The sequence below is a fragment of the Saccharopolyspora sp. NPDC050642 genome, assembly GCF_040654735.1.
Taxonomy (GTDB): Bacteria; Actinomycetota; Actinomycetes; order Mycobacteriales; family Pseudonocardiaceae; genus Saccharopolyspora; species Saccharopolyspora elongata.
The window spans coordinates 15,797-28,318 of the sequence record NZ_JBFAIN010000022.1 but is presented as its reverse complement, the minus strand read 5'-3'; the positions used below and the strand labels follow the sequence as shown (position 1 = coordinate 28,318).

Genomic DNA, 12,522 nt, shown 5'->3' with positions numbered 1-12,522 from the left:
GGTTGGGACCGGTGGCCGGGTTGTCTGACGCGGAAGGCGGCCCCGGCCACCGGAGTCTCAACGCGAGCGCTGCTCGCCGACCAGCGGGCCCACCCGCCGCCGGAACGGCGCCGCGAGCTCGCGCTGCCGCTCCCGCTCGACCTTGGCGATCAGCAGCCAGACGGTCTGGTCGTCGCGGCCCGTCGCGCTGTGCTGCGGGCGGCCGGGCATCGCCGCGGCGATCCAGCTCGGCGCGCGGACCAGGATGCCGCCGACCGTCGCGCCGATCGTGTTGCACACGACGTCGTCGGTGGACGCCACCCGGCCGGTGACGGCCAGGAACTGGACCAGCTCTATCGAGCAGGCCAGCACCAGCCCGCCGAACGCGATCTTGACGATGCTGTCGAACCACCGGACCCGCTGCGGCACCAGCACGCCGAGCGGCAGCAGCAGGACGAGGTTCCCGGCCAGCTGCACCCAGGGCAGCGAGTCGCCGGGGTCGGCGGCCAGCGCCATCGACACGTCCTTCCCCAGGTCCGGCCGGACCGGTTCGGCCGCCGGCCGCTGGGGCGTGAAGACGAGGTATGCCACGCAGAGCACCGAGAGGACCAGCACGCCGTCGATCAGCGGGCCCCACCGCACAGATCTTTCCGTCAGGTAGTTGCGCACCAATGCCGATCCGAGCGCCGCCGCCACGGCGACCGGGAGCAGAACGGTGACCACTGGTACGAATCCGTCGAATGCCACGAGAATCTGCTGCACGTTCGCCGCACTTCCTCTGGCCGCCAGCGCCAGGACGACGCGGCCACCGGAAATCCACAGTGGATCGCCGGATGACCAGGAACCGTTGGGAACTCTCATTTCCAGCGGTCTGCGTTGACCGGTACCTGCAAGGGATCAGGGGCTGGCGGCGGCCGGACATCGCCTCGGGGTCCGCCGACGCCCGGCCGCCGATGAGCCCTGCCGCGAAGTCGCGGCAGGCCGGGGGTGTTCCGGTGGCGGGACGATCCGGCCGGTGCGGTGACGCCGCCGCTGTCGGGGCCCGACGGGCGCCTTCCGCATGACCTACCTCCGCCACTCCCCCGCACTGCTCGGGTAAAGATCCGAAATCAACTTGGTTGCGGTCGAACCTAACCGCCGCCCCAGAACCCACCAGGACCATGGCAAAAACCCGCCACCTCCACCACTGGTGTCCACTGAGGATGGACAGATCACCAGAAGGGCACCCCGAACAGGGGTTTCGACAAGAGGGCCGCCGTTACACAACGCGACTGAGGATAATTCCCACAATTCCCAAACGGGAAACACTGCGAATCCTCGTGAATTCCGGGTAACGCGCGGTGAACAGCGGAGGAATAGCGGAGAATCGCCCGACCGGCGCGAAGTCGGGCCGACCCGCCCGCGCCCGGCTGCCGCGGCGGTGCGAAAAATCACGTGCTCCCGGGAATCCGGTCCTGCTAGCCTTGGGTCCGTTCGTGCTCGACGACGCAGGTGGAACGGGAGGTGAGATTCAATGGTTGCCCTGGTGATCGCTGCTGCACGCAGCGCCCGGACCGTTCTCACGTCCCGAGTCCCGGTCTGATGCGCCGTCTTCGCTGACAGGTCCGCCCGCGTTGCGGACGTGTCTGCGCGCGCCTCCACCGGGACTCCCATCACCAGGAGTTCCCTCCGTTGTCACACAACACTTCCGCACATCCAGGCGATCTCGCTTCCTTCGGCTGGGACGAGACGCTCGACCAGTCCTTCTCCGAGCACCGAGCGGCCGGTCTGATCCCGGCGCGCGTCACCGGCGTCGACCGCGGCAGCTGCGACGTCATCACCGCCGACGGACCGGGCGCGTCGGTACGTCCCCGACTCCGGCCGATCCGCTCGAGGCGCCGTGCACCGGCGACTGGGCCGCCGTGCGCCCGGGCGCAGATCCGCGGCTGGCGGTCCTGCTCCCCCGGCGCAGCGCCATCGTGCGGTCGAGCGCGTCGCGTTCGTCGCACGGGCAGGTGCTGGCGGCCAACGTCGACACCGCGGCGGTGGTCGTTCCGGCGGTGGAGCGACCGAGCCCCGGCCGGATCGAGCGCCTGCTCGCGCTGGCTTGGGAGAGCGGCGCGGTACCGGTCGTCGTCGCGACCAAGGTGGACCAGGCCGACGACCCCGAGCGACTGATCGCCGAGCTCGCGCTGCTGGCGCCCGGTGCCGAGACCGTCGCCACCAGCGTCGTCACCGGCGAAGGCATCGACCGGCTCAGCGGCCTGCTGACCGGGACGGTCGTGCTGCTCGGCCGGTCCGGGGCGGGCAAGTCCACGTTGGCCAACGCCCTGCTCGGCGCCGACCGGCTGGCCACCGGCGCCATCAGGGAGCAGGACGGCAAGGGGCGGCACACCACGGTGCGCCGCGAGCTGATCCCGCTGCCGGGCGGCGGGGTGCTCATCGACACCCCCGGCCTGCGCGGCATCGGGCTGTTCGACGCGGACGAGGGGCTGGAACGGGTCTTCGCCGAGATCGAGGAGCTCGCCGGCGGTTGCCGGTTCGCGGACTGCGGCCACGACACCGAACCCGGCTGCGCGGTCCAGGCCGCGATCGCCGCAGGCGAGCTCAGCGCCCGCCGGCTCGACAGCTACCGCAAGCTCCAGCGGGAGAACGCCTGGGCGGCGTCCCGCGCGGACGCCCGGCTGCGCGCCGAACGCGACGACCGCAAGAAGGCCATCACCCGGCATCTGCGCGCCAACTACCGGTTCCGGGGCAGGAAATGACCGCTGACCGACCGGATCGAACATCCACGACCACGGAGAAAACCGCTGTGAACGACAACAGTTCGCACGCCGCGGACCGCGATGCCGTGCGCGACGCGTTCTTCGCGTTGCACCACGGCCTGCCCCGGCAGGGGCCCGGATCCGACGCGACCACCCGGCGCCTGCTCGAACTCGCCGCACCTCCCGAGGCACCTCGGGCGCTCGACATCGGCTGCGGGCCGGGACGGGCGTCCCTGCTGCTGGCCGCCGAGGCCGGCGCCCGGGTCACCGCCGTCGACCTGCACCAGCCGTTCCTGGCGGAGTTGCGCGCCGCCGCGGAGGCGAGCGGGATGGGCGATGCGATCGACACCGACGTGCGAACGATGGCGGAATTGCCTTACCCGGACCGGAGTTTCGAACTGGTCTGGGCCGAAGGTTCGGCCTACAACATCGGTTTCGACACCGCGCTGGCGTCCTGGCGGCGACTGCTCGCCCCGGGCGGCGTGCTGGTCGTCACCGAGTGCGAGTGGGCGACCGCCGATCCGGCTCCCGAAGCCCGGGCGTTCTGGGACTCGCACTACGCGCTGCGCACGACCGAGGCCAACACGTCCGCCGCGGTCCGGGCCGGATACGAGGTGTCCGCGATCTACCACCTGCCGGGGACGGACTGGTTCGACGAGTACTACACCCCGCTGGCCGAGCGCATCGCGGCGGCCGACCTGACCGCGCCCGGGATGCGGGAAGCGGTCGCGGCCACCCGGTCCGAGATCGAAATCCGCCGGGCGCACGGCCGCGACTACCGCTACACCGGCTACGTACTGCGCCCGAATCACGAGGAGAGCACCGAGATGTGGACCACCCGACCGGAGACCGAAGCCGACATCCCCGCGATCCGCGCGGTCAACCTCGACGCCTTCCCGACCGCCTTGGAGGCGGACCTGATCGAGGCGCTGCGCGAGGACCCGGCGTGGATCGACGGCCTGTCCATCGTGGCCGAGGACGCGAACGGCGAGGTGGTCGGCCACTCGCTGCTCACCCGCAGCCACGTCGACGGCTTCCCGGCCCTGACGCTCGGCCCATGCGCGGTGCTGCAGCGCTACCAGCGCACCGGAGCCGGCTCGGCGACGATCCGGGCCGGGCTGGAAGCGGCGCGCGCGATGGGCGAGAAGCTGGTCCTGGTGCTCGGGCACCCCGAGTACTACCCGCGCTTCGGGTTCAGGCGGGCATCGGAGTTCGGGATCGGCCTGACGATCGAGGTCCCGGACGAGGCCATGATGGCCCTCCCGCTCGACCCGGAAGCCGAGATCCCCGGCGGCAAGGTCCGGTACCCGGCCCCGTTCGGCATCTGACCCGCTGAGGGAGTCGTGAGTGCGTAACCGGGCTGGAGCCCTGCTACGCACTCACGACCCCGGCGCTACCCGGCGGCGGCGTCGAAGCCCCCGGCCTTGACACGCCCGACGAACGAGCCCCAGCCAGCCGCCCCGCCCCACAGCGCGGGCCCGCTCCGGTCCTTCGAATCCCGAACCCCCACAACGCCGCGCCCAAGCTTGACCTCAACGCAGTGATCATTACCGCCACCGCTGTAGCTGCTCTTTAACCACTCGTCATCAGCGATGATCCGAACCTCAACACAGTTGTCGCTGTCGTTGGAGCTGTAACTGCTCTTGAACCACCCGGTGTTATGAGACGCTGGAAGGTTCGGAGCATCGCGTCGGTGTCCTCGCTTCCGTCGAAGTACACCCGCTCCCCGAGTTTCCTAGCGCGACGGTGTCCGGCGCGCCGCCACTCCGCAGTCGATGATCATTAGACCCGAACCGCAGTTGATCAGTTTCGCCCGTCCCGGGCAATATGGTCGCCAACCGCCACGGAGGTTGGCGGTAGAGCCATCAGCGGACGCAGCTCCTCCTCGTTGACCAACACGCCTGGTGCGGCTGGGCGTGGTCACGAGCTTGCGTACCCCAAGAGCATCGGGATGCCGATATGAACGCGTCGAACCTGTGGATCCAGGACATCGAGGATCTGAGATCGCTGGGCACCAAGAACATCCGATTCGTGGGCGAAGACCTGGCGGATGCGGCGAAGAAGGTGGAAACCCTGCGGATTTCCCACGCCGCTTTCGGCGATGAGGAAGTCAGCCAGCTCGTTTCCCGCACTTACGACCAGGTTCGCAGCTCGTTGCAGGCCGCTGTCAGCAAGACGGGCGATCAGGTGCGGAAGGTCGCGGATGCGGTGGTCGACATCGCGGACCACCAGGTGAAACTCCAGGAAAAGATCATCAACTAACTCCCTGCCCGGCACCGGCGTCCCGAGGAAACCACGATGACCGACGTTTCAGCGCTGCTCGCATTGACCAATCAGTCCGGACTGCCCCTGCTCACGGCGGCCGCCAACACGGTCGGCGTCAAGGATCCCGCACCTGAAGCGATCAAGCTCCTCTCACCAGAGCCCGGAGAACTCGAAACCCGGGCCGAAGAGTGGAAGAAAGTCGCCGAGCTCATCGACGAACACCGCGATGAGCTGGACCGCAACAGCGAACGCGCGATGAGCATGTGGCGTGGCCAGAGCGCGACCGCGTTTCACGACTACCTCACCGAGCTCCTGGAAGTGATCGACAACCAGCGCAGCGCGGCCGAGCAGATCGCGGAAGCGCTTGTCGACATCAAGAAAGCGCTCGAAGACGCGAAGTTCGACACCGGCGAGGCAATCGGCGTCGCAACCATGGGAGTGCTCGGCGCGATCTTCGGCGCCATCGGCGGCGCGGCCGCGGCCAACGCATTCGCGGCGATCACCGCCGAGGTTTGGGTACCGCTCGTGGTGGCAGCGATCGTCGCTGCGCTCACCACGCTGATCGGCACACTCGTCACGATCGGCGCCAAGCGGAAGAAGAAGCTGCTGGAACTGGAGGCCAAGCTCAAGGAGTTCGGGGAGCTCTCCGAGAAGAAGAGCTTGCAGGACGTATTGCCGCCCGCCTCCCCCGAGTTCGTCGGAGTGAGTCTCGGCTCGATCGACTTCTACTCGGCCAACCAGCAGGGCCGGGCGAAGTAAGTCCGGTCGGCCACCAGCACGCAGAGGAAACGCAGATGAACCACGACGAACAGCGCTTCGGCGAGCACAGCGACCAGATCGAGGCGATCGCCGAGGAGATCCGCAACAAGATCGCCACGGTCCAGGCCTGCGATGGCGAAGTGGAGGTGCGCGCCATGGCGACCGGACACGTCGTCGACCTGACGATATCCCCGCTCGCAATCAGACGGTACGACGCCGCTGCCTTGTCCGGGCAGCTGCTGGCAGCAATCCAGTCAGCGACGGCAGAAGCCGCGAACATGCAGTTGGAAGCGCTGCGCCCCGCTATCGGGGAGGCCCGCAGCTTCCGCCAGTTGTTCGAGCTGGCCGGAACCGCACCGCAGGAACGAGAGTCGGCGAAGCTCCCGTCGAATCGCGAATCCGCAACGCACTCCGAGGATTTCGACGACGACTACGCACAAACGACATACTTGCGTTGAGCGGCCTTCCGGACAGCACGGAGAGGCGAGAGCCGCGTTCGACCGGCGAGTTCCGACGAACGAGGCTCTCGCCCCGGAATGGAGGCGCTCAGTCCTTCGTGCGGCGGAAGAGGCGGAGGATCGGGTCGTAGCGGCGGTCCGCCACCCGCTCCTTCAGCGGGATCAGCGCGTTGTCCGTGATCTGGATGTTCTCCGGGCAGACGTCCGTGCAGCACTTCGTGATGTTGCACAGGCCGAGGCCGTGCTCGCCGCGCGCTTCTTCTGGGCGGTTCTCGGCCGCGTCCAGCGGGTGCATCTCCAGCTCCGCCACCCGCATCAGGAAGCGGGGCCCGGAGAACGCCTGCTTGTTGTCGTCGTGGTCGCGGATGACGTGGCAGGTGTTCTGGCACAGGAAGCATTCGATGCACTTGCGGAACTCCTGGGAGCGCTGCACGTCCACCTGCTGCATCCGGTACTCGCCCGGCTCCAGCCCCTCCGGCGGCGCGAACGCCGGCACCTCGCGGGCCTTGGTGTAGTTGTAGGACACGTCGCAGACCAGGTCCTTGATCAGCGGGAACGTCCGCATCGGCGTGACCGTGATCGTCTCGGAGCGCTCGAACGTCGACATCCGGGTCATGCACATCAACCGGGGCCGGCCGTTGATCTCCGCCGAGCACGAGCCGCACTTGCCCGCCTTGCAGTTCCACCGCACCGCCATGTCCGGGCACTGGGTGGCCTGCAACCGGTGGATGATGTCGAGCACGACCTCACCCTCGTTGACCTCGACGGTGTAGTCGCGAAGCGCCCCGTCGGACGGACCGCGCCACACCCGGAAGTGCGCCTGGTAACCCATCTACAGCCCCTTCACCTGGACGTCCGCCAGTTCTTCCTCGGTGTAGTACTTGCGCAGCTCCTCGACCTTGAACAGCGTCAGCAGGTCCTCGCGCATCGGCGCCTGCGGCTGCTCGACGACCTCGATCCGCTCGTGGCCGACGCTGCAGACCAGCAGCTTGCGCCGCCAGTTCGCGTCCATCCCCGGGTGGTCGTCGCGGGTGTGGCCGCCGCGGCTCTCGGTGCGCAGCAGCGCGGCGCGCGCCACGCATTCGCTGACCAGCAGCATGTTCCGCAGGTCGAGGGCCAGGTGCCAGCCCGGGTTGAACTGCCGGTTGCCCTCCACCGCGAGGTGCTCGGCGCGCGCTCGGAGGTCCCGCAGCCGCTCCAGGGCCTGCCGCATCTCCGTGCCCTTGCGGATGATCCCGACCAGGTCGTTCATCGTCTGCTGCAGTTCGGCGTGCAGCGCATAGGGATTCTCCGCGTTCGGCGAGGCCGCGGAGGCGAACGGGTCCTGCGCGCGCCGCGCCGCGGCGTCCACATCGGACTCCGCGATCGCCGGGCGATCTTCGAGACCCGCGATGTACTCGGCGGCGCCCGCACCCGCGCGGCGGCCGAAGACCAGCAGATCGGACAGCGAGTTCCCGCCCAGCCGGTTGGAGCCGTGCATCCCGCCGGCCACCTCGCCGGCCGCGAACAGGCCCGGCACCCGGGACGCCGCAGTGTCCGGGTCCACCTCCACGCCGCCCATCACGTAGTGGCAGGTCGGCCCCACCTCCATGGACTCCGCGGTGATGTCCACATCGGCGAGTTCCTTGAACTGGTGGTACATCGACGGCAGCCGCCGGGTGATCTGCTCCGCGGGCAGCCGGGTCGCCACGTCGAGGAACACCCCGCCGTGCTGCGAGCCGCGGCCCTCCTTCACCTCGTTGTTGATCGCGCGCGCCACCTCGTCGCGCGGCAGCAGCTCCGGCGGGCGGCGGTTGTTGTCCGGGTCGTCGTACCAGCGGTCGGCCTCGGCCTCGTTGTCCGCGTAGTTGTCCTTGAAGACCTCGGGGATGTAGTCGAACATGAACCGGCGGCCCTCGGAGTTGCGCAGCACTCCGCCGTCGCCGCGCACCGACTCGGTGACCAGGATGCCCTTCACGCTCGGCGGCCAGACCATGCCCGTCGGGTGGAACTGCACGAACTCCATGTTGATCAGCGACGCCCCGGCCCGCAGCGCCAGCGCGTTCCCGTCGCCGGTGTACTCCCAGGAGTTCGAGGTCACCTTGAACGACTTGCCGATGCCGCCGGTGGCGAGGATGACCACCGGCGCCTGGAACAGCACGAACCGGCCGGACTCCCGCCAGTACCCGAAGGCCCCGGAGATCCGCGCGGAATCCTTCAGCAGCTCGGTGACCGTGCACTCCTGGAAGACCTTGATGCGGGCCTCGTAGTCGCCGTGCTCGGCGTGGTCCTCCTGCTGCAGCGACACGATCTTCTGCTGCAGCGTGCGGATCAGCTCCAGGCCGGTGCGGTCGCCGACGTGCGCCAGCCGCGGGTACTCGTGGCCGCCGAAGTTGCGCTGGCTGATCCGGCCGTCCGGGGTGCGGTCGAACAGCGCGCCGTAGGTCTCCAGCTCCCAGACCCGCTGCGGTGCCTCCTTGGCGTGCAGCTCCGCCATCCGCCAGTTGTTCAGGAACTTCCCGCCGCGCATGGTGTCGCGGAAGTGCACCTGCCAGTCGTCGCGGGAGTTGACGTTGCCCATCGAGGCGGCGATGCCGCCCTCGGCCATCACGGTGTGCGCCTTGCCGAACAACGACTTGCACACCACGGCCGTGCGCAGGCCCTGGGAGCGCGCCTCGATCGCCGCGCGCAGACCGGCGCCGCCGGCGCCGATCACGACGACGTCGTACTCGTGCCGTTCGATCTCCACCATCGACTTCCTTCTGCTTCACAAGCGGCGGCAGCCGCTTGCGGTGTGGGACTCAGCGGGCACCGCCGCGGGTTCTCAGGGGCGGCGCCCGCTAGTTGAACAATCTGGGATCCGGGAACGCGCCGCTGGCGACCAGCAGCACGTAGAGGTCGACCAGGGCCACCGACACCAGCGACGACCAGGCCAGCAGCATGTGCTTGCCGTTGAGCCAGGTCACCTTGGTCCAGAACCAGTAGCGCACCGGGTGCTTGGAGAAGTGGTTGATGCGGCCGCCGATCAGGTGCCGGCAGGAGTGGCAGGACAGCGTGTACGACCACAGCAGCACCACGTTGGCCACCATCAGCAGCGTGCCCAGCCCGATGCCGAAGCCGCCGTCGGCGCCCCGGAAGGCGATCACCGTGTCGTAGGTGAGCACCGCGGCCACCACCAGCGCCGCGTAGAAGAAGTAGCGGTGCACGTTCTGCATGATCAGCGGGAACCGGGTCTCGCCGGAGTAGCGGCGGTGCGGTTCGGTGACCGCGCAGGCGGGCGGCGACGCCCAGAACGACCGGTAGTAGGCCTTCCGGTAGTAGTAGCAGGTCAGCCGGAAGCCGAGGACGAACGGCAGCACGAAGATCGGCGGCGGCACGAACGGCCCCAGGTCCGGCGCCGGCTGCCCCCAGTGGCTGGAGCCGGGCACGCACGCCGTGGACAGGCAGGGCGAGTAGAACGGCGCCAGGTAGTGGTACTCGGGAACCCAGTACCACTGGTTCATGAAGGTGCGGATCAGGCCGTAGACCACGAAGGCCAGCAGCCCGAGGAAGGTGACCAGCGGCGGCAGCCACCACCGGTCGGTGCGGAGGGTTCGCACGGAGATCCGTGCCCGTCCTGAGGCGGAAGGTGGTGCGGACATTCGCAGACCTCGTTGTCTAGGTTCGTCCGGCGGTGCTCACCTGAGGTCGCTCATTGTGGATCAACGGCCTCGACCCAGGTAGTCCCCCAACCGGCGCAACCCGGTCGTGGCATTCCCCCGATCAAGCGAGATGCGGGGGAGCTCCTCCCCCGCATCCGGGCCGGTCCACTGCGGACAGGCGAGCGGCTGCCGACTGGCGGCGTGCAGTGCCTGTGGCGGCCTAGTGCGGGGCCCGCCCGCCCAGCCCCTCGTCGTCGGCGTCGCGCCACAGCGACGGGTCGTAGGGGGTGTCCGGCACGATCACCACGTCCTCGGCGGACTCGGTGCTGCGCCGCTGCGTGGGCATGGTGCCGGAGAGTTCGGCGATGTCTATGTCCAGTCGCTCCACATCGTTGTGGATCCGGCGCACGGCCGGGGCGTCGCCGTAGCGCGACCGCAGCGCGCCGACGCTGCTGCGGAGCTGCGCCAGGACGCGCTGGAGATCGGCCAGTTCGGTCGTCGTCGAGGCCATGGGCGAACACCTCTTCCGCCTAGCGGGGCCAGTACCGCACCGACTCTGCCCCCAATGACGGAATGTGACAAGTGCCACACTGTAGATCTTGCTCGAATTCCCCCACCGGGGTCAGGCGACCTCAAAACCCGTGAGTGCTTTGGGGCGCAATGGCACCCCAAAGCACTCACGGGCCCCGCCGAGATCAGGTGTCCTGGTCTTCGTCTTCTCGGGGGTTCTTGCGGCGGTCCCGGTAGACGATCACCGCTACCACCGCCACCACCGCGAACGTCGGGACGAAGAACGGGACCGCCGTGATGATCGGGTGGCTCGCCAGGACCAGCTCCGCCGACGCCGAGGTCATGCCGTGCCGTCCGCGAGCCGGGCGACCCGGACCGCTCGGTGCTTGGCCCGGCGGGCCGTCGGCGGGCCCGAGATCGCGCGCGAGACCCGCTGCGCTCCCCAGCCCAGCGACACCACCAGCGCCACCGAGCACGCCAGCACCACCAGCGACGCGCTGACCCACAGCCACGGCGGGATGCCCAGCTTCGTCTCGCGCTGCAGCACCTGCCATTCCGGTTGGCCGTCGCGGGTGAACTGCGGTTCCGCGGCCAGTTCGGGCAGTCCCAGCGCCGCGTCGGCCGGCATGTGGATCGGGAACGCGAGCATCGCGCGGCCGTCGTGCAACCGCAGCAGGGTCTTGCCCGTCCCGTCGACCGGCACCGGGTCGGCGGTCCGGTAGTGGCCGTCGCCGATCCGCCGCAGGTGGTCGACCTGCAGCGTGCCGCCCTGCCAGCTGGTCACCGCCAGCCACGTCGGGTCCTGGGCGATCGCGGGCGGGTCCAGCCGCACGTCCGCCTGGCCGGTCCGCTGGTCCAGCGCCATCGTCGCGCGCACTCCCGCGGGCGCGGTGCCGATCAGCCCGTTGGTGACGCCCAGCGCGATCGCCAGCAGGGCGCCGCCGAACACCGCTCGCCGCACCGGCAGGCTCGGCAGCTCGCCGCGCAGGGCGCACACGAGCAGCGCCCCGAGCAGGCCGCCGCTGACGCCGCCGACGATGGCCATGAGCACGCCTTCCAGCAGCATGTCCGGCGTCCACGGCATCACGAAGGCGAACTGCGTCCACACGTATTCGCTGGCGAACCCGATCGTGCCGATGAGCAGGCCGGACACCGTGCCCAGCGCCAGCGGCCTGCGCAGCAGCGCGACCGCCGCGACCTCCACGCACAGCGCTTCGACGACGTACAGCGGGACGGCCGCGAACAGCTCCCCGATCACCGGGCCGACCAGGACCGAGACGCCGCCGCGGATCAGGACGTAGAAGCCGACCGCGAACAGCGCGCCGCCCCGCCCGACCCACATGCGGGCGACCACCAGCGCGCACCCGGCGGCGACGGCGATCAGCAGCGGCTGGTGCACCAGCCGGAACTGCGGGACGCCGAAGTCGTACTCGGCCTGGAAGACCGACAGCCCCGCGAGCATCCCGCCGCCGATCATGCCGCGCCGCACGTAGCAGGCGAGCATCGTCTCGGCCCGCCCGGTGCGCACGAACCGGCCCTCGCGCTCCAGCAGGGCGAGGGCGATCAGCGACAGGCCCGCACCGCCGATGAGCATCAGGTGCGTCGGACCCCAGAGCGTGACGTCCTGGCCGAAGATGCGGTGCCAGACGTCGTCGAGCGGGAAGCCCAGCAGCGCGTAGAAACCCGCGCCGGCCAACAGGATTCCGCTGGTCGGCGCGTACCAGTCGCGGGTGATCCGCACCGCCGCGCGACCGGGGCGCTCGCCCAGCGGCAGCACCATCGCCAACATGCCCGCGGCGAACAGGCCGAACAGCCCGAACAGGATCGGGTAGTGCGCGATGTTCGCCAGCGGCCCCTCGTCGCGACCCTGCGTGATGTGCAGCGAGATGTCCCAGTACATGCCCAGCAGCGCGAGCACCAGCGAGCCGAATGCGAGCTGCATCGGCAACGCCGCCCAGCCTGGCAGCCCGCGGAGGAACCAGGAGTGCTCGGAGCGCTCGGCGAGCCGCGCGAGCAGCTTGGTGCGACCGGTGCGGTGACCGTAGCCGAGCAGGAGCAGGAGCGCGGTGAGCAGCGTCGCGCTTCCCGAGGCGATCAGGATCTGGTCCAGGGCGGCCCCACCGGCCGGGCGGGTGTCCGGCAGCTGCTGCATGAGCGAGGTCATGGCAGTAGTGGAACACGCAGACC

The 12,522-nt window shown here is 69.5% G+C and carries 13 protein-coding genes and 1 pseudogene; 5 read left to right on the top strand and 9 right to left on the bottom strand.

Annotated features, from left to right (window positions below; all coding sequences use genetic code 11):
• Window positions 1-57: 57 nt before the first annotated feature.
• Window positions 58-840 (bottom strand): VanZ family protein, encoded by a 783-nt coding sequence (locus tag AB0H93_RS28145; protein ID WP_358576334.1) that lies wholly within the window; start codon window positions 838-840, stop codon window positions 58-60.
• Window positions 841-1,880: 1,040 nt separating this feature from the next.
• Here AB0H93_RS28145 and rsgA point away from each other — a divergent pair.
• Window positions 1,881-2,723 carry a ribosome small subunit-dependent GTPase A gene (gene rsgA, locus AB0H93_RS28140; RefSeq protein WP_358576332.1) on the top strand — a complete coding sequence of 281 codons (843 nt, stop codon included), beginning with the start codon at window positions 1,881-1,883 and terminating at the stop codon, window positions 2,721-2,723.
• 47 nt (window positions 2,724-2,770) lie between these two features.
• Window positions 2,771-4,051, top strand: a complete 1,281-nt coding sequence (locus AB0H93_RS28135) for a GNAT family N-acetyltransferase (RefSeq protein ID WP_358576330.1) — start codon at window positions 2,771-2,773, stop codon at window positions 4,049-4,051.
• A 65-nt stretch (window positions 4,052-4,116) separates the two neighbouring features.
• On the opposite strand, the gene AB0H93_RS28130 is transcribed toward AB0H93_RS28135, so the two are convergent.
• On the bottom strand, window positions 4,117-4,317 hold the full coding sequence (locus AB0H93_RS28130) for a DUF397 domain-containing protein (RefSeq protein ID WP_358576459.1): 201 nt from the start codon (window positions 4,315-4,317) through the stop codon (window positions 4,117-4,119).
• A gap of 3 nt (window positions 4,318-4,320) precedes the next feature.
• Window positions 4,321-4,377 (bottom strand): annotated as a pseudogene (locus AB0H93_RS28125) (DUF397 domain-containing protein); the annotation flags it as partial.
• 377 nt (window positions 4,378-4,754) lie between these two features.
• Here AB0H93_RS28125 and AB0H93_RS28120 point away from each other — a divergent pair.
• Genes AB0H93_RS28120 through AB0H93_RS28110 form a run of 3 tightly spaced genes read left to right on the top strand, consistent with a single transcriptional unit; the run spans window position 4,755 to window position 6,205 of the window.
• Window positions 4,755-4,985 carry a hypothetical protein gene (locus AB0H93_RS28120; RefSeq protein ID WP_358576329.1) on the top strand — a complete coding sequence of 77 codons (231 nt, stop codon included), beginning with the start codon at window positions 4,755-4,757 and terminating at the stop codon, window positions 4,983-4,985.
• A gap of 36 nt (window positions 4,986-5,021) precedes the next feature.
• Window positions 5,022-5,747, top strand: a complete 726-nt coding sequence (locus AB0H93_RS28115) for a WXG100 family type VII secretion target (RefSeq protein WP_358576328.1) — start codon at window positions 5,022-5,024, stop codon at window positions 5,745-5,747.
• A 35-nt stretch (window positions 5,748-5,782) separates the two neighbouring features.
• Window positions 5,783-6,205 (top strand): YbaB/EbfC family nucleoid-associated protein, encoded by a 423-nt coding sequence (locus AB0H93_RS28110; RefSeq protein ID WP_358576327.1) that lies wholly within the window; start codon window positions 5,783-5,785, stop codon window positions 6,203-6,205.
• An 88-nt stretch (window positions 6,206-6,293) separates the two neighbouring features.
• Here the strand turns inward: AB0H93_RS28110 and AB0H93_RS28105 are convergent, their stop codons facing one another.
• The 6 genes from AB0H93_RS28105 to AB0H93_RS28080 all read right to left on the bottom strand — a co-directional run bounded on the left by AB0H93_RS28105 (window position 6,294) and on the right by AB0H93_RS28080 (window position 12,499).
• On the bottom strand, window positions 6,294-7,037 hold the full coding sequence (locus tag AB0H93_RS28105; protein ID WP_358576325.1) for a succinate dehydrogenase/fumarate reductase iron-sulfur subunit: 744 nt from the start codon (window positions 7,035-7,037) through the stop codon (window positions 6,294-6,296).
• Window positions 7,038-8,936, bottom strand: coding sequence for a fumarate reductase/succinate dehydrogenase flavoprotein subunit (locus AB0H93_RS28100; RefSeq protein WP_358576324.1), 1,899 nt, complete (start codon window positions 8,934-8,936; stop codon window positions 7,038-7,040).
• Between the two features lie 88 nt (window positions 8,937-9,024).
• Window positions 9,025-9,825 carry a hypothetical protein gene (locus AB0H93_RS28095; protein WP_358576322.1) on the bottom strand — a complete coding sequence of 267 codons (801 nt, stop codon included), beginning with the start codon at window positions 9,823-9,825 and terminating at the stop codon, window positions 9,025-9,027.
• Window positions 9,826-10,045: 220 nt separating this feature from the next.
• The gene (locus AB0H93_RS28090; RefSeq protein ID WP_358576321.1) at window positions 10,046-10,336 is read right to left on the bottom strand and encodes a hypothetical protein; all 291 of its coding nucleotides are present in this window, start codon (window positions 10,334-10,336) and stop codon (window positions 10,046-10,048) included.
• A gap of 184 nt (window positions 10,337-10,520) precedes the next feature.
• Complete coding sequence (locus tag AB0H93_RS28085) at window positions 10,521-10,679, bottom strand: hypothetical protein (RefSeq protein ID WP_165968018.1); 159 nt, start codon at window positions 10,677-10,679, stop codon at window positions 10,521-10,523.
• Complete coding sequence (locus tag AB0H93_RS28080) at window positions 10,676-12,499, bottom strand: hypothetical protein (protein ID WP_358576320.1); 1,824 nt, start codon at window positions 12,497-12,499, stop codon at window positions 10,676-10,678. Before AB0H93_RS28080 ends, AB0H93_RS28085 begins: the two co-directional genes overlap by 4 nt.
• Window positions 12,500-12,522: the final 23 nt, after the last annotated feature.